This is a genomic window from Chromatium okenii (assembly GCF_016583745.1).
GTDB classification, from domain to species: Bacteria; Pseudomonadota; Gammaproteobacteria; order Chromatiales; family Chromatiaceae; genus Chromatium; species Chromatium okenii.
The window spans coordinates 49,082-66,307 of the sequence record NZ_NRRQ01000001.1; the positions used below are offsets into that span (position 1 = coordinate 49,082).

The window sequence follows — 17,226 nt, forward strand, 5'->3', positions numbered from 1 at the left end:
CTAATATGATCAGCTAACTAAGTGCATTTGATGTCCGTATTGTCTCAAGCTGCTTTGCAATAAACAGCGATAGACGTTCAATAATACGCGCTCACGAAAGGTTTTTGGATTGTCTAATGCTGCCAATTCTTGCTCGTAAAAATCAATGCGGTCTTGGATGCTGAGTTGTTGCAAATCAAAGGTAGTGGTGGTTTGAGTCATGTTGTCTGCTCCTTGTCGTGGGCGCTGAACATCAAAGGATGATGTGTAGATTAACGGTTTTTATACAGAAACTTTGAATCGGGTGCCGCGCATAACGCTTGGTCTGGCACCTAAGATGCTGAAAGCCTACAAAAAGGTTAGGTTAGGGATTGTGACGGCGTTCACAGTTTTTGCTTGCTGCGCCAGAGCGTGGTACACCGCACTTGCTCCCAAGCGGCAGGTAACTGCGCGGGTTTGGCTAGGCGTTAAACGGTTGGGTGATCTTTATGTATGAACGTTTTTATGGTCTCAATGCTGATCCATTTCGGCTGAGTCCCGACCACCGGTTTTGTTTTAATCACGATAATTTTGCTAAAGCAAAAGCGTACATTGATTACGCTTTGCATCGGGCAGAAGGGTTCGTGATGATTACTGGTCGACCGGGTACGGGTAAGACCACTTTAGTACACGATTTGCTCGAACGCTTAACGCAACAAGATGTCAAAGTTGCCACCTTGATGAGTACGCGATTGGGTGCTGAAGATTTATTGCGTATGACCGCGTATGCGTTCGGAGTAGATGCCAAAGCTCCAAATAAAGCAATGGTGTTGCAAGGGTTATTAAACTTTCTCGTCCAACAATATCAATACGGAAAACGCGCACTGTTAATTATTGATGAATCACAAGATTTGTCAATTGAAGCTCTCGAAGAATTGCGGTTATTGACCAATTTACAACAGGCGGGACAACCGCTGCTCCAGATCGTGCTCATTGGTCAAGAATCGCTGCGCGATTTGGTGCGCAGTAAAGAATTAGAACAGCTTCACCAGCGCCTACTCGCTGCTTGGCATTTAGAGCCGCTCAGTCCGCAAGAATTGATTGGTTACATTCAACATCGCTTAATTAAAGCCGGTTGGCAAGGTGATCCGCAATTCAAACCCGGCGTCATGCAAGCCATTTATCAATTCAGCGGCGGCGTCCCGCGCATGATTAACCTTGTGACCAGTCGCTTGTTATTGCACGGGTTTATTGAAGAATTACACACGTTGACGCCGGCTGATATTCAATTCGTGCTCGGCGAATTGCAGCAGGAAGATTTAATACCGCACGCGCCGATGAGCGAGCGCCCGGATGAGACGCCGCCATCTGCGGCGGCGTTGGCGAGCGCGGCGGCAACTGCCAAAGCGGATTGGGCGCGAATCGACTGCGGTTTGGTGGCCGCGCCGCCGTTGGCTCCCGTCACTCCGCCAGCCGCTCCGCCCGTGCCGCCGTCACCACAAACGGCAGCGCCGTCCAAAACGTCACCGCCGCCATCGCTCAGTCAGATTTTGCAGCACGAAGATGCCGCGAATTTAGAATCCGAGATGACCGCCGCGCTCGCTTGGCAAACGCCCGTCCCGCCGCCAGTGTCACCAGCGCCAGCGCGGAACTGGCGACTGCCGGTCGTGATGGCGCTGATTTTGGTGCTGCTGGGTGGCGGCGCGTTTTATGCGCGGGAATTCATCGCGTGGCGACCGCTGGTGGAGCAGGTGCTGGCGTGGTTACCCAGCATGATGCCGGCTGCGCCGCCGCAACCAGAGTCGCCACCGCCACCGGCGCGGATCGTGTCACCGCCGATTCCCGCGCCGCCGCCAGTCGTGCCGCAATTTACGAATCAGCCGGGGCTGTTGACCACCGCGCCGGTGACCACCCCGACGGCGGTGGTGCCGACAGTTGGTGCGGAATTGCCAGCGCGGGTGGCGGCATCGCAGGCGGCATTTGACAGCATGACGACATCGCTCACGCCGCCACCACCTCGCCCCGTTGCGCCAGCGCGGCTGGCAGTGTCGTTTGCACGCAACAGTGTGGTGGTAGATACGCAATTTGATTCCGCTCTCAAGGCGTTTAGTGCTCAATTGCAGGAAGTGCCGACGGCGCGAGCAGAAGTGATTGGGTATTCAGACCGTTACGGCAATCCGGCTTATAACCTGACGTTATCGCAACGTCGCGCCGAGGCGGTGGCGGCATATCTGGTCACGCTGGGAGTGGCGCGAGATCGGTTGCGCGTGGAAGGTCGTGGACCGCGTGAAGCGACTGACATGGATGCCGCGCCAGTGGAAGGGCGGGTGGTGGAACTGACCGTGATTGCCGACCGTTGAGAGGTGACGCACTCCAATGAACGTGGGGTTATTCAGTTACAGCGCCGCCTTGGTGGCATATCTGCTGCTGACAGCGTTATTAGTGACGGCGTGGCGCGGGCGTTTGATGGGACTGGTGGCGGTGGTGGCGGTGACTGCGACCGCAGTGTGGGCGACGCTCAATTTAATCATTGCGGTCGAAATGTTTTTACCGCTGTTGTTATTGGCAACGGTGGAGCTGATTCGCACCGGGGCATGGCTGTTTTTTTTAGTACATATTCTGGTTGCTGATGCCGACCGCGAAGTGAAGCGGCGCTGGTTGAGCGGAGTGTGGATATTAATTGCTGGCGCCGCATTCTTGACGGTGGTGCTACCTGAAGTAGTGGGCTGGCTGGCGCTGGGAGCGAATACATTATTTTTAGTGTGGACGTTGCTGGCAATTACCGGATTATTATTAGTAGAGCAGGTATTTCGGAATCGGCGGGCAGACCAGCGGGCAGAAATTAAACACCTGTGTTTAGGATTAGGAGCAGTATTTATTTATGACTTATTTTTTTATGCTGACGCCTTACTCATGCAACGCACCGATCCCCAGCTCTGGGAAGCGCGAGGGCTGGTAAATGCGTTAATTGTCCCGTTAATTGCGGTGTCAGCGGCACGCAATCCTAGTTGGTCACTAGAAGTGTGCGTATCGCGTCATGTCGTTTTTCATTCAGCAACATTATCAGGTGCTGGAATTTATTTAACCGCGATGGCCGCAGCGGGATATTACATCCGCTATTTCGGTGGCACCTGGGGCGCGTTGCTACAAATTGCGTTTTTATTTATAGCAATCATTGCTTTAATTTTGTTATTATTTTCTGCGCAACTCCGCGCCCGTCTGCGCGTTTTATTAAATCGTCATTTTTTCAGTTTGAAATACGACTATCGAGAAGAATGGCTACGGTTTACCGCAGAATTATCGCGCCCCGGCGTTAATGTGCCAGAAGCAGTGGTAACGGCGCTTGGTGCCATTGTGGGCAGTACTGGCGGAATGCTATGGATCAATAATGAACAGGGCGCATTTACGTTAATTGAGCGCGTCAAGGTGCCAGCTCCCAATACTTTATTACAACGCAGCGATCAACCATTGGTTCAGTTTTTAGTTGAACGCGGTTGGATTATTGATTTAGTTGAATATCGAGCGGTGCCAGAGCTGTATAACGGATTTGTGCCGCCATCTTGGCTCGAAAAGACGCCAACTGCGTGGTTAATTATTCCCTTATTTTTTCGCAATGAACTTGGAGCCTTTGCGGTATTGACGAATACCGATCCGGTGCGGCGACTGAATTGGGAAGATCGCTCGCTATTAAAAACAGCGGGGCATCAAGCAGCAAGCTATGTCGCGCAATATCGGCTCGATCAAGCGTTAATGCGGGCGCGACAATTTGAAGCGTTCAGCCAATTGTCGGCTTATGTTGCGCACGATCTTAAAAATCTATTGGCACAACAATCATTATTAATCGCAAATGCGGAAAAACATAAACATAATCCAGCCTTTGTTGATGACATGATCCACACCGTTAAGAATTCCGTGACACGCATGGAACGATTGATGCAACAATTGCGTACTGGTGCCAGAAGCGCACCCGCAACCAGTGTGCAACTTGATGAATTGCTTGATGAACTGGCGCTTGCTTATAGCGATCGCCAACCGACGCCGCAGGTGTTGCAACGTGTCCCCGGACTTCACGTTGATGCAGATCGTGAACGGTTGCGCACTGTGTTGGGACATTTGTTGCAAAATGCGCAAGATGCCACTCCGCCAACGGGACAAGTGTGGTTACGATTACAGCAGCAGGGCAATGATGCGGTGATTGAAATTGAGGACACTGGCACTGGCATGTCACCTGAATTTATTTGTGAGCGATTATTTCGACCGTTTGACTCAACGAAGGGATTAACAGGAATGGGAATTGGGGCATTTGAAAGCCGAGAATTTATTCGTTCGCTCGGCGGTACCTTAAATGTTCACAGCCAACTTGGACAAGGAACTGTGATGCAAATTGTATTGCCACATTTAAAATAAAGGAATAATAATGAAAAAACTGAACCCTTTATTAGTAGTTGAAGACGACGTTGGATTGCAAAGTCAATTGCGCTGGTGTTTTGATGACTTTGAAGTTGTGATTGCTGGAAATCGCAATGACGCAATGACAGCATTGCGGCGTTATCGTCCCAGCGTGGTCACATTAGATTTAGGTTTGCCACCCGATCCCGGTGGCGTGAGTGAAGGATTTGCTACCTTAGAAGAAATACTTACCTTTGCACCAGAAACGAAGGTGATTGTGGCGACCGGTAATGATGATCGCCGTAATGCAGTTAAAGCGATTGGACTGGGCGCGTATGATTTTTATCTCAAACCAATTGATGCTGATGTATTAAACTTGGTAGTGGGAAGAGCACAGCAACTATTTGAGTTAGAATTAGAAAATCGACGTTTAAATCAACCCGCTGGCAACACGCTATTGCATGGAATCGTTGGTAATAGCCCACAAATGTTGAAAGTGTGTCAAACTATTGAAAAAGTTGCGGTAACCAATGCCAGTGTATTATTATTAGGTGAGAGTGGTACTGGCAAAGAATTGTTTGCGCGTGCCTTACATGATATGGGGAGTCGTGCTGCTGGTTCCTTGGTTGCAATCAACTGCGCCGCAATTCCAGAACATCTGTTAGAAAGCGAACTGTTTGGCTACGAAAAAGGCGCATTCACTGGAGCAGTAAAGCAAACACGAGGTAAAGTTGAATATGCAGATGGTGGTACTTTATTTTTAGACGAAATTGGTGATTTACCGTTGCCACTACAAGCCAAGCTCTTACGGTTTCTGCAAGAGCGGGTTATTGAGCGTGTTGGTGGTCGTGAAACAATTGCTGTTGATTTAAGACTGGTCTGTGCCACACATCAAAATTTACAAAAACGTATTGCTGACGGGTTATTTAGAGAAGATTTATTTTTTCGTGTTAGTGAAATTATCGTCAATTTGCCGCCGTTACGCGACCGCGATGGAGATGTCATCTTAATTGCTAAAGCATTTCTCAATCGGTTTAACCTTGAATTTAGAAAATCACTCCGCGGATTTACACGAGAAGCACTGGTCGCAATCGACAATTATCACTGGCCTGGTAATGTGCGAGAAATGGAAAGCCGCATTAAACGCGCCACCATTATGGCAGAAGGACAACAAATCGGCCTAGATGATTTGGATTTAGATTGCGTGAGCGATGTTCCTCATACACTAATGACTATACAAGAAGCGCGGTTACAAGCAGAATCACAGGTCATTCGGCGTGCTTTGATTCAATTTGATGGTAACATCTCGCTTGCCGCTAAAGAATTAGGCGTTACCCGCCCAACTTTGTATGGCTTACTTGAAAAATATAACCTAAAAGTTGCTTCCAAAGAATAAGCAAGTGTGGGAGCCAGGGAGCACATATTGTGAAAATCTATCTTAGTTTAGAAAAAAAGATTGTTTTAGTAAGTATCCTGTCATTACTGTTGATGACCAGTTGTTCTTTATTCAAACGGCGGCAAAAGCTGCCACCGGTTCCAACAGAACAACGTGAAGCTACCGTGCAAGATGGCTATTTTTATCAAATTGCTCCTGGTGATACCGTCAATATCTTTGTCTGGGGTTTGAATGAATTGTCTGGTAGCGTTCCCGTGCGTCCTGATGGCATGTTGACAACACCATTGATTGAAGATATGCAAGCAAGCGGCAAAACACCCTCGCAATTGGCGCGTGATCTTGAGAAACAGTTTGCGACTTACGTTCGCTCGCCAATTGTCACGGTGATTGTGAATGGGTTTATAGGATTACCAACACAACAGGTGCGCATTGTTGGTGAAGCCTTAAAACCAGCGGCGGTGCCCTTTCGTAAACATATGACGCTGTTAGATTTAATGATTCAAGTTGGTGGATTAACAGAGTTTGCTGCCGGCAATCAATCCGTTTTGGTACGCTATCAAGGTGGTAAGCAACAACAGTACTCGGTGCGTCTGAATGATTTAATTCGCAACGGTGACATTTCACAAAATGTCAGTTTGTTGCCGGGCGATATTTTAATTATTCCTGAATCTTGGTTTTAGACGCATTCAGCATATTTTAATGTGCCGCCAAGTCTATTCACAACTTTAATTTAAAGAACCACTATGCACGAGATTCTAGGACAAGTCTTAACTTATGTGCGGGGAATGTGGCGTCACCGGTGGTTAGCACTCATTGTTGCGTGGGTTATTGCAATTGGTGGCTGGATTTTTGTTAGTCGCATCCCTGATGAGTTTTCTGCTTCGGCACGGGTTTTTGTCGATACAAATAGCGTCTTACGTCCACTGTTGCAGGGTTTGACGGTGCAACCAGATTTAGTACAGCGTGTTGCGTTAATGAGCAAGATGTTATTAAGTCGCCCAAATTTAGAAAAAATTCTGAGTATGAGCGACCTTGATTTGATGCAAAATAACGAGCGGGAAAAAGAACTATTAATTGCGGAATTAAGCAAAAAAATTAAAATTATGGGTGATCGCTCCAACCCATCGCTTTATTCGATTTCATTTGAGCATCGTAATGCTGAAAGCGCAAAAAAGGTGGTGCAGTCACTTGTTTCAATTTTTATTGAAGAAGCCTTAACGAATGACCAACGTTCTTCCACAACAGCACAGGATTTTTTAGATCAAGAAATTGACGAATATGAATCACGGCTAAAACAATCGGAACAGCAACTTGCAGATTTTCAGCGTAAATATGCTGGTTTGTTATCTGCAGACCAGGGTGGTTACTATAAATCGTTAGAAGCTGCCAGAGCAGGATTGAAAGATTCGGAACTCGCATTGCGAGAGGCAAATTGGCGACGTGATGAGTTAAGTTTTCAAATTGAAACGCAAGATCAAGCGTTTATTTCGAGTGTTAACGATACGCCCTCGCAAGAAATTGAAGACCCGCGTATTTTTGCGTTGCAAACACGACTTGATGATTTGCTTTTGCGTTACACAGAAAAGCATCCAGATATTATAGAACTGCGCCGACAAATCACAGAAAGCCAGTTACGCAACAAGCAAAAAGCACTTGCAAGTCGCACTGAACAAGCAACTGGGACTGTACAGGCAGATACGGTTTACGGTAGCTTGAAAGTTGCATTGAGTGAAGCAGATACACAAATTGCTGCCATGAAAGCGCGAGTTGAAGATTATGGCAAGCGAGTGACTGAACTTGAAAGTCAGATTGATAGTATTCCGCGCATTGAAGCAGAACTAAAACAATTGACACGTAACTACACCACTGTCGCTGAACAGCATAAAGCAATGCTAGGGCGACGGGAGACAGCCCGATTATCAAAATCGGTAGAAAAAACTTCAGAAGGTGTTAAGTTTCGTATTATCGACCCACCTTTTACACCCTTAAAACCTTCGGCACCAAATCGCTTGTTACTTTCTAGCGTTGTTTTTCTGTCTTCAATAGCTGCTGGTCTTGTTTTGGCATTGATTATGGATTTATTAAAACCCGTTTTTGATGATCGTAGTCAGCTTTACCGTGTAACAGGTTTTCCTGTACTTGGAACTGTTACTTTTGTTGATAACCCAAAAAACAAGCAGCGCAAAATGTTAATGTTAATTCCATTTATTTTAACAACTGGCGGACTAATTATTGTATTTTTATTTGTACTTTTTGGTCTACCGATTTTACGCGGACTAGTGCAAACGAAATTTTCTTATCTTCTTAATTGGATGTGAGGTTGGAGTTATGAGTACCATTCAAAAAGCACTTGCGAAACGCGAATTAACTGCCTCGTCTGTTTCCACTGATCACACAAGTACAGTTCTTCAGATAAATACTGAAACTATTCAGCAACAAAATACTATTTCAGATCAAATAGAAATTTCTACAGAAAACCAAAAAAATGTTAAACAAGAATGGAACGTCCAACAAGATCAAGCAAATACTATCAGCCAAAGTAGATTTCATCGGTTGCCGTTTGATCAGCTGCGTCAAATTGGAATTTTAACCCCTGATGCTAGACGTTCTCAACTTGCTGAAGAATACCGTTTAATTAAACGTCCGTTATTACTGAATGTCGATAAAAAAGGCGCTGATATAGCGGATAATCCCAATTTGATCATGGTAACAAGTGCTCTATCTGGTGAAGGCAAAACCTTTACCTCAATTAACCTTGCAATGAGTATTGCCATGGAGCAGGATCGTACCGTTTTGCTGGTGGATGGTGACGTTGCAAAACCCGCTGCTTCAAAACGTTTAGGCATTAATTTTAAGCAAGGTCTCATTGATCTTTTAGAAAACGATCAGTTGTCCATTGCCGATGTATTAGTGAAAACTAACATTGAAAATATGCGAGTGATTCCGGCAGGGAAGCATCATGATCGCTCAACTGAGCTTTTAGCAAGCGAACGCATGTTGGCTATTATGGAAGAACTGTCAACGCGTTATCCAGATCGTATTGTTATCTTTGATTCACCACCACTTTTATTGACCACCGAGAGTGCGGTTTTATCAGAAATGATGGGACAGATTGTGCTGGTGGTGGCAGCAGAACAGACCGTACAACAAGCAGTTACTGAAGCCTTAGCCCGATTAGGACAAGATAAAATTAAAGGGTTAGTCTTAAATAAATATCGACCCAGTTTTGGAAATCGATATGGTACTGGATATGGTTATAGTTACAGCTATGGTTATGGTGATGCTCCAACAACTGATGTTAGTCATAAACCAAAAAATTAACAAAGTTTGGAGATTTAACTTGGTCACGTTGCGCACTAATCACAGTCAGTTAAAAACACTGATAGTGTGCCTATTGCTACTAGTAATACGTCCGGTTCTCGCTGCAGATTGGAATGTGTCTACACAACTTACCATGCAAACAACATACACTGATAACCTGCAGTTGACTCGTGATAATAACCTTGGTGAGGCTAAAAAAGAAGGTGATCTTTTTTTTGATGTTGCGCCAGGTGTTGTTGTGACGGGTAAAGGTCGTCATCTTAATCTGGATTTCGCATATTCTCCACAATATATTCATTATTTATCAGCACAAGCTGACGATCAAGTGAATCACCAATTACAGATGAATGCACAATCGGAAATATATCAGAATCATTTATTTTTTGATTTGAGTTTTAGTGCGCAACAAGAACTCATTGATTCGTTAGGAGTAGCTGGTAGAGACGCAGCAAATCCCACTGAAAATATACAAACAACCTATACCTATTCAGTTGCCCCAAATTATAAGAGTCGTTTAGGAAGTTTTGCTAATTTTAGTTTTACTTTTGAAAAAAATGGTGTGTTTTATTCTGAAGAGGGAGGAAACAGCAGCGGCTATCTAAATCAAGTTAATTTATCAAGCAGCACGGCTGCAACTGCTCTGAATTGGGCAATTAATGTCAAAAACCAAGCACTGAGTTTCGAGGATGAAACCGCTAACACTATTGCACAAGAACCTACTCAAGAATTTAATTCAGCAACTGCTTCTGTTGGTTATCAATTAAATGAACGATGGCAACTGATGGTTTTAGCTGGTTATGAAGACAATGACTATGCGGCGCTTTCAGAAACCAGTGGTGAACAGTGGCAATTTTCTAGCATCTGGACACCAACGATGCGTACTCGCTTATATTTGTCTGCGGGGCATCGTTACTTCGGATGGTCGCCTAGCTTAGAATGGACGCACCGCAGCAAACATTCTGCTTGGACGGCAAGTTTTTCGCGTGCAGTAACAAATGCTCACGCCGAGCGATTGAATAATGAGGCGTATAATTTTAAAGATGCTTTTGGTGATATTGTTGTGCCGGATACCGGTGAACGGTTGACGATTCAACCTGGAACTGCAATACCAACATCATTAAATTTTATTAACAGCCAGTTTCAAACTGGTTACGCAGTTCAGGCGCGTCGTAACACTATCGGGACAACGATTCGCTATTTGCTACGCGAATATGAAGGAATGGCACAAGACGAAAAAACAACTGGCGCAAGTGTATTTTGGACTCGTAAACTTACTGGACTTACAACCAGTCACTTAGCTGTGAGTTGGGATAAAAATCAACGTCAAAATTCTATCCTTTCTAATGAACAAAAAAGTGTTAATTTTTCTGTCGATACCGGCTTAACTCGTCAGCTCTCAGCCCGTACTAATCTCGATTTACAATATCATTTTCTTGATGGCGAACAATACACAGAAAATCGGTTTACTTTAGGACTACGCATGACGTGGCAAGATTAAAGGTTTTTAAATAAAATATTCATAAAGGTGTCTTTAGAATGAAAGAAAATTCTCTAAAGTTGACTAATGCGTTTACAATTGATGTTGAAGATTATTTTCAAGTATCTGCCTTTGAAAAACAGGTTCAACGTCAAGATTGGTCTCATTTGCCTTGTCGAATTGAACGTAACATCGCACGAATTTTGGCGTTATTGAATGAAAAAAATGTTAAAGCAACTTTTTTTACTTTAGGTTGGATTGCAGAACGTTATCCACACTTAATCCGAGAAATCGTTCAGGACGGACATGAACTCGCCAGTCACGGTTATGAACATATTCGCGTGACGCAACAAACGCAGGCGGAGTTTAATCAAGATATTCGGCGCACTAAAGCATTACTTGAAGATGTTGGCGGCGTTGCGGTGTTTGGTTATCGTGCTGCAAGTTATTCAATTGATCGAACCTGTTTATGGGCACATGCCGCACTATATGAAGCAGGCTACCGTTATAGTTCGAGTATTTACCCGATTTATCATGATTTATATGGCATACCTGATGCGCCACGTTTCTCTTATTATCCGTTGTTAAATAATAAAACCTTTGTTGAAATTCCTATTACTACCACTGATATTTTTGGTTATCGCTTACCCTGTGGTGGCGGTGGATATTTTCGGTTATTTCCTTATTGGTTATCTCGGTGGGCAATCGCTCGTGTCAATCAACAGGACGCTAAGCCGGCGTTGTTTTATTTTCATCCTTGGGAACTTGATCCTGAACAGCCGCGTCAGGCTGGATTGAGCGCAAAAACACAATTTCGTCATTACTTAAATTTGCACCTTACCGAATCTCGTTTGCGGCAATTGTTAACTGATTTTCATTGGGAACGCATGGATCGAATTTTTTTAACGTAACGTTTTTTATTTGGGGTTTGCCGCAATGAACGATACAGTAGCAACGCAGATTCGCCAACTGACTCCACGAGATATAAAACGTTGGGATGCTTTTGTTGAGCAACACGCAGAAGGCACTTTCTTTCATCTAGCGGGTTGGAAAACTGTTTTAGAACAAGCATTCGGGCATAAAGCCTATTATTTATTTGCTGAATCAACTACTGGTGAAATACAAGGCATTTTACCTTTAGGACAGGTTAAAAGTTATTTGTTTGGAAACGGGCTGATTTCAACGCCTTTTTGCGTTTATGGCGGCAGTATTGCTATTTCTAACGATATTTGTAACCAGTTAGAGCAAGCGGCTTGTATGTTAGCTACACAATTACAGGTGGCGCATTTGGAGTTGCGGCAGCGAATACCTCGAGAAACGAGTTGGCAACACAAAGACCTTTACGTCACTTTTCGTAAAGAAATTGATTCTGATCCTGAAAAAAATTTATTGGCAATTCCGCGCAAACAACGGGCAATGGTGCGTAAAGGAATTCAGTCTGGGTTAGTTAGCAAAATCAGTAATGATGTCGATGCTGTTCATCGAGTTTATTCGGAAAGTGTTCGCAATTTAGGAACGCCAGTTTTTTCTCAGCATTATTTTCGGATTCTTAAAGAAGTATTTGGTGATGCCTGTGAAGCACTTACCGTTCACCATGGCGATAACATTGTTGCCGGAGTGCTTAGTTTTTACTTTCGGAATGAAGTGTTGCCATATTATGGCGGAGGTAGCGTTGCGGCACGAGAACTAAAAGCGAACGACTTTATGTATTGGGAAGTTATGCGGCGAGCGAGTGAACACGGTTATCAGATATTTGACTTTGGACGTAGCAAACAAGGAACCGGTGCTTATGATTTTAAGCGTAATTGGGGCTTTGAACCACAACCAATGTCTTATGAATTTTATTTAGTAACCGCTAAACAGTTGCCTGATGTTAATCCACTCAATCCCAAATACCGATTTTTTATTAATCTCTGGAAACGTTTACCACTACCAGTGAGTCGTTTTATCGGGCCATTTTTATCACGCAATCTCGGTTAAGGCAGTTAATACATGGACGATCTCTTATTTTTGGTCCATCGCATTCCTTATCCACCCAATAAGGGCGATAAAATTCGTTCTTTTCATTTGCTCAAATATCTGAGTCAACACTATCGGATTCATCTTGCCACCTTTATTGATCACGCGCAAGATCAACAGTATTGTGACATTGTGCGTCAATACTGTACCAGTGCTTGGTTTGAGCGGTTGTCACCACGTCGTGCTAAATTAAAAAGTTTAACGGGGTTATTCACTGGCGAAGCCTTGACTTTACCCTACTATCGACAGCAGCAGTTATCGCAATGGATTCATCAACAATGCGCTCAATATTCGATTAAACGTGTTTTAGTATATTCTTCAGCAATGGCGCAATATGTGCTTGCTAAAGAATTCAGCGCGATGCGCCGTGTTATTGATTTTGTGGATGTTGATTCGGAAAAATGGCGGCAATACAGCGTTGTTAAATCCTTTCCCATGAATTGGATTTATCAGCGTGAAGCACGACGTTTAGGCGAATTCGAGCGCACTGTCGCGCAGTTATTTGACGCCAGTGTTTTTGTTTCAGAAGCAGAAGTACAGCTATTTCAGAAACAGTTTCAGCAAAAAGCTTCCTCAATATACGCTATTACTAACGGAGTTGATGCTGATTATTTTAAGCCAGATGCGCATTATTTATCTCCTTTTTGTTCAACTAATCCAAAATTAGTTTTCACTGGCGCGATGGATTATTGGGCAAATATAGAAGGTGCCGAATGGTTTGCACAGCATGTATTGCCCCTTGTGCAGCAAAGAATTCCAACCTGTGAATTTTATATTGTTGGAATGAACCCAACTCCGACAGTAAAGCATTTAGAACAACTGCCGGGCGTTACCGTTACGGGTGCGGTGTTAGATGTGCGTCCTTATTTATATTATGCGGATGCTGTTGTGGTGCCATTACGCATTGCGCGGGGCATTCAAAATAAAGTTTTAGAAGCTATGGCAATGGCGCGTCCGGTGCTTGCCACGCCGCAAGCACTTGAGGGTATTCCGGCAGTTATTGGTGAAGACGTATATGTTGCTGCTGAAGCCTTAGAATTTGCTGAACAAACTATTCAAATACTCAATAGTGATCATGCAGCAGTGGGAATGGCAGCGCGGCGGTTTGTAGAAACACATTTTTCTTGGGCAGCAAGTTTGCCCACTATGATGCAATTATTGGAAGCAACGCCATGATAAACAGTCGCGGATTTAATATCGGCTCCAAGGCTTGGATTCAGTTTGCAGGAGTAGGGTTATTTATTGCAGGGTTAATAGGTTCGTTTTGGTCAAGCTATACAGACATCATTTATATTTGGTGGCGTTCGGCAACGTTCGCGCACGGATTTTTAGTGTTACCAATCGTTGTCTATTTGATCTGGCGGAAACGTCATTTATTACAAACAGTGACGCTAGAAAGTGATTGGCGTGCATTGCCCGTATTAGGCGGAGTGGGATTAGTTTGGCTATTGGCGCGTTTAACAGAAGTCGCAGTCATTGAACAATTGATGGCTGTTGCTTTTATTCCACTTGTGGTGTGGTTGACGCTTGGAAGTGCGGCAACAAAAATTCTTGCTTTCCCACTTGGGTTTTTATTTTTTGCGGTGCCAATGGGTGAAGGCTTAGTTGAGCCTTTGATGCAGTTTACTGCCGCATTCACGGTTATGTTGCTGCGCTTCACAGGATTACCTGTATTTTGGGATGGTACTTTTTTTAGTATTCCTAGCGGTGATTGGTCGGTCGTTGCTGCTTGCAGCGGTATTCGTTATCTGATTGCTTCCCTATTTCTCGGCGTTCTTTACGCATATCTCAATTATCATTCCTTATGGCGGCGGCTTGCGTTTATTGCATTGTCAGCTATCGTGCCAGTCTTTGCGAATGGGGTTCGCGCTTATTTAATTGTGATGATTGGTCATCTCAGCGGCATGAAATTAGCAGTTGGCGTCGATCATTTAATCTATGGCTGGGTGTTTTTTGGTTTTATTATGTTTTTGCTGTTTGCGCTTGGTAATCTGTGGTCAGAACCAGCAATTGCTCATCCTGCTGCACAAGATACGCTGCCGCCATTGCCGTCATCAAAAGCACCATTACCAATCACGCATACCTTGGCAACATTCACCTTGGGTTTATGCGTTGTCGCACTGTGGCCAGTGTTAAATCACTATGTCGCGCATTCCAATTATCAGCGTGATTCCCAACTCAGTTTTGTGATGCCTACAGTGACGCCTTGGCAAATATCACCAGCACCTTTTACTACATGGACGCCACGTTATCTGGATGCGGTGATGGAAATGCGCCAAGAATACCAAGCGGGTGATGATGTTAATCAATCAGTTGGCATTTATCTTGCCTTTTATGACAATACAAATGATGGTGAGTTGGTTAATTCTGAAAATCAAATGGTGACGCAAACTGATTCCGTGTGGAAAATGCCAGCGCAATATTCTGTAACAGTCACTATTGCTGGTGCTGAAGTGAATCTGTATGAATCACGCATCCATTCAGAAACGCAAATGTTATTGGTGTGGCATGGCTATTGGATTGATGGTCATTGGGTTGCAAATGGCTATTTAGCCAAGTTGACTGAAGCCTGGGCAGCATTGTTTGGTCATCGGCATCGTCAAGTCGGTGTTGTATTTTATGCGCCGATGACTGACGATAAACTTGATGTAGCGCAGGCGCAATTGCAGCAATTCGTTAATGACGCTTGGCAGCCTTTGCATGAGCAGTTGCAACAATTGCCATAAATGCTATTCCCATTTTATTTCCGTTTTGATTGCATAGGACACCACGCGCATGTGCGGAATTGCCGGAATCTTTGATACCCAAGCACGTCGTCCCATCAATGCGGCGTTATTGGCGCAAATGAATCAAACGTTATTTCATCGCGGCCCCGATGATGGCGGATTACATATTGAGCCGGGCGTAGGATTAGCGCATCGCCGTTTATCCATTATTGATTTATCCGGTGGTCACCAACCGCTGTTTAATGAAGATCAATCGGTGGTGGTGGTGTACAACGGTGAGATTTATAACTTTCAATTGTTGATTAAAGAACTCAGCGCCGCCGGTCACAGTTTTGCTACCCATTGCGATACGGAAGTTATTGTTCATGCGTGGGAAGAATGGGGCGACCGTTGCGTGGAGCGGTTTCGCGGGATGTTTGCGTTTGCATTGTGGGATCGCAACCGCGAAACCCTGTTTTTAGCGCGAGATCGGCTGGGGGTGAAACCGCTGCATTACGCGCTGACGCCAGACGGTCGGCTGCTATTTGGTTCTGAAATCAAGGCGTTACTTGAAGATCCGACGCTGGCGCGTGATCTCGATCCGCGAGCGGTGGAGGATTATTTTGCTTATGGCTATGTTCCTGATCCGCGTAGCATTTTTAAGTCGATCCACAAGCTGCCCGCCGGTCATACCCTGACCCTGCACCGCGCTGACGGCAAATTGCCGGCGTCGCGTGAATACTGGGAGGTTTCATTTCAACCCAACGGCGTGACTGACCTCGGCGAGGCGACCGCGCAGGTGATTGCACGATTGCGTGAAGCGGTGGAGATGCGGCTGGTCGCCGAGGTGCCGCTGGGCGCGTTTTTGTCGGGCGGCGTCGATTCCAGCGCGGTGGTGGCGATGATGGCGGGGCTGTCAGCGCAGCCAGTGAATACTTGTTCGATTGCGTTTGGCGATCCGCGTTTTAATGAAACCGCGTTTGCCGAACGGGTGGCGCAGCGGTATCGCACCAATCATTTTGTCGAAGCGGTCGATCCCGATGACTTTGATTTAATTGAGCATTTGGCGACGTTGTATGACGAACCCTACGCCGACAGTTCCGCGCTGCCGACGTATCGCGTGTGCGAATTGGCGCGGAAACGGGTCACTGTGTGTTTATCTGGCGATGGTGGCGATGAAAGTTTTGCCGGTTATCGCCGCCATCGCTGGCATCTCAATGAAGAACGGGTGCGCGGGCGCTTGCCGCAATGGTTGCGTGGTTCGGTATTCGGCGCACTGGGTGCGCTCTATCCCAAAGCGGATTGGGCACCGCGCATTTTTCGAGCGAAATCAACGCTGTTGGCGCTGGCGCGAGATTCGGTCGATGGTTATTTTGACAGCGTGTCCATTCTCGATGCGCAAACGCGAGAAGCGTTGTTTTCGCCCCACTTCAAACGCGAGCGGCAAGGGTATCAAGCGGTAGAAGTGCTGCGTCACTACGCCGCCCGCGCTCCAGAACATCCGTTATCGCGGGTGCAATATCTTGATTTGAAAACGTATTTGCCCGGCGACATCCTCACCAAAGTGGATCGCGCCAGCATGGCACACGCGCTGGAAGTGCGGGTGCCGCTGCTCGATCACGAATTCATTGATTGGGTGTCGGGGCTGCCGCCGGAATTGAAATTGCAGGGTGGCGAAGGGAAATTTGTCTTCAAAAAGGCGCTGGAACCGTATTTGGGCGCGGACATTCTCTATCGCCCGAAGATGGGATTTGCAGTGCCGCTGGCGAGTTGGTTTCGCGGCCCGCTGCGCGAGCGTGTGCGCCATACCGTGCTTGGCGACCAACTCAACGACACCGGATTATTTGATCGGACGCAGTTGCAGTGGATGGTAGAGCAACATCAAAGCGGGGCGCGGGATTTCAGTCCGGCGCTGTGGAGCCTCTTAATGTTTGCAGCGTTCACCGCTCGCCATAGTTGAG

Annotated in this window: 13 protein-coding genes; 12 read left to right on the top strand and 1 reads right to left on the bottom strand. The window is 45.7% G+C overall.

From position 1 onward, the window contains the following. Positions 1-9 precede the first annotated feature (9 nt). Positions 10-201, bottom strand: coding sequence for a hypothetical protein (locus CKO12_RS00200; RefSeq protein ID WP_200152720.1), 192 nt, complete (start codon positions 199-201; stop codon positions 10-12). 266 nt (positions 202-467) lie between these two features. Between CKO12_RS00200 and CKO12_RS00205 the strand changes: the two genes are divergently transcribed. From CKO12_RS00205 to CKO12_RS00260, 12 genes are all read left to right on the top strand, one after another. Next, the gene (locus tag CKO12_RS00205) at positions 468-2,318 is read left to right on the top strand and encodes an AAA family ATPase (protein WP_200152721.1); all 1,851 of its coding nucleotides are present in this window, start codon (positions 468-470) and stop codon (positions 2,316-2,318) included. A 16-nt stretch (positions 2,319-2,334) separates the two neighbouring features. After that, positions 2,335-4,365: an XrtA/PEP-CTERM system histidine kinase PrsK gene (gene prsK / locus CKO12_RS00210; protein WP_200152722.1), complete on the top strand. Its 2,031-nt coding sequence runs from the start codon at positions 2,335-2,337 to the stop codon at positions 4,363-4,365. 10 nt (positions 4,366-4,375) lie between these two features. Continuing rightward, positions 4,376-5,743, top strand: a complete 1,368-nt coding sequence (gene prsR / locus CKO12_RS00215) for a PEP-CTERM-box response regulator transcription factor (RefSeq protein WP_200152723.1) — start codon at positions 4,376-4,378, stop codon at positions 5,741-5,743. A 92-nt stretch (positions 5,744-5,835) separates the two neighbouring features. Continuing rightward, positions 5,836-6,423: an XrtA/PEP-CTERM system exopolysaccharide export protein gene (locus tag CKO12_RS00220; RefSeq protein WP_200152821.1), complete on the top strand. Its 588-nt coding sequence runs from the start codon at positions 5,836-5,838 to the stop codon at positions 6,421-6,423. 63 nt (positions 6,424-6,486) lie between these two features. Continuing rightward, complete coding sequence (locus CKO12_RS00225) at positions 6,487-8,061, top strand: XrtA system polysaccharide chain length determinant (protein WP_200152724.1); 1,575 nt, start codon at positions 6,487-6,489, stop codon at positions 8,059-8,061. A gap of 10 nt (positions 8,062-8,071) precedes the next feature. Further along, positions 8,072-9,064, top strand: a complete 993-nt coding sequence (locus CKO12_RS00230; RefSeq protein ID WP_200152725.1) for an XrtA-associated tyrosine autokinase — start codon at positions 8,072-8,074, stop codon at positions 9,062-9,064. A gap of 64 nt (positions 9,065-9,128) precedes the next feature. Beyond that, positions 9,129-10,562 (top strand): TIGR03016 family PEP-CTERM system-associated outer membrane protein, encoded by a 1,434-nt coding sequence (locus tag CKO12_RS00235; protein WP_338032673.1) that lies wholly within the window; start codon positions 9,129-9,131, stop codon positions 10,560-10,562. Positions 10,563-10,600: 38 nt separating this feature from the next. Further along, positions 10,601-11,452: an XrtA system polysaccharide deacetylase gene (locus tag CKO12_RS00240; protein ID WP_200152726.1), complete on the top strand. Its 852-nt coding sequence runs from the start codon at positions 10,601-10,603 to the stop codon at positions 11,450-11,452. A 25-nt stretch (positions 11,453-11,477) separates the two neighbouring features. After that, positions 11,478-12,521: a FemAB family XrtA/PEP-CTERM system-associated protein gene (locus CKO12_RS00245; protein WP_200152727.1), complete on the top strand. Its 1,044-nt coding sequence runs from the start codon at positions 11,478-11,480 to the stop codon at positions 12,519-12,521. A gap of 12 nt (positions 12,522-12,533) precedes the next feature. Continuing rightward, positions 12,534-13,736 (top strand): TIGR03087 family PEP-CTERM/XrtA system glycosyltransferase, encoded by a 1,203-nt coding sequence (locus tag CKO12_RS00250; protein WP_200152728.1) that lies wholly within the window; start codon positions 12,534-12,536, stop codon positions 13,734-13,736. Beyond that, positions 13,733-15,286 carry an exosortase A gene (gene xrtA, locus CKO12_RS00255; RefSeq protein ID WP_200152729.1) on the top strand — a complete coding sequence of 518 codons (1,554 nt, stop codon included), beginning with the start codon at positions 13,733-13,735 and terminating at the stop codon, positions 15,284-15,286. Before CKO12_RS00250 ends, xrtA begins: the two co-directional genes overlap by 4 nt. Positions 15,287-15,335: 49 nt before the next feature. Continuing rightward, entirely contained in the window at positions 15,336-17,225 is a 1,890-nt protein-coding gene (locus tag CKO12_RS00260) for an XrtA/PEP-CTERM system amidotransferase (RefSeq protein WP_200152730.1), read from the top strand. Position 17,226 lies beyond the last annotated feature (1 nt).

Bases quoted from the DNA above. Each gene is read 5' to 3' on its own strand.
- CKO12_RS00200 (WP_200152720.1), bottom strand. From the start codon at position 201: ATGACTCAAACCACCACTACCTTTGATTTGCAACAACTCAGCATCCAA.
- CKO12_RS00205 (WP_200152721.1), top strand. From the start codon at position 468: ATGTATGAACGTTTTTATGGTCTCAATGCTGATCCATTTCGGCTGAGT.
- prsK (WP_200152722.1), top strand. From the start codon at position 2,335: ATGAACGTGGGGTTATTCAGTTACAGCGCCGCCTTGGTGGCATATCTG.
- prsR (WP_200152723.1), top strand. From the start codon at position 4,376: ATGAAAAAACTGAACCCTTTATTAGTAGTTGAAGACGACGTTGGATTG.
- CKO12_RS00220 (WP_200152821.1), top strand. From the start codon at position 5,836: ATGACCAGTTGTTCTTTATTCAAACGGCGGCAAAAGCTGCCACCGGTT.
- CKO12_RS00225 (WP_200152724.1), top strand. From the start codon at position 6,487: ATGCACGAGATTCTAGGACAAGTCTTAACTTATGTGCGGGGAATGTGG.
- CKO12_RS00230 (WP_200152725.1), top strand. From the start codon at position 8,072: ATGAGTACCATTCAAAAAGCACTTGCGAAACGCGAATTAACTGCCTCG.
- CKO12_RS00240 (WP_200152726.1), top strand. From the start codon at position 10,601: ATGAAAGAAAATTCTCTAAAGTTGACTAATGCGTTTACAATTGATGTT.
- CKO12_RS00245 (WP_200152727.1), top strand. From the start codon at position 11,478: ATGAACGATACAGTAGCAACGCAGATTCGCCAACTGACTCCACGAGAT.
- CKO12_RS00250 (WP_200152728.1), top strand. From the start codon at position 12,534: ATGGACGATCTCTTATTTTTGGTCCATCGCATTCCTTATCCACCCAAT.
- xrtA (WP_200152729.1), top strand. From the start codon at position 13,733: ATGATAAACAGTCGCGGATTTAATATCGGCTCCAAGGCTTGGATTCAG.
- CKO12_RS00260 (WP_200152730.1), top strand. From the start codon at position 15,336: ATGTGCGGAATTGCCGGAATCTTTGATACCCAAGCACGTCGTCCCATC.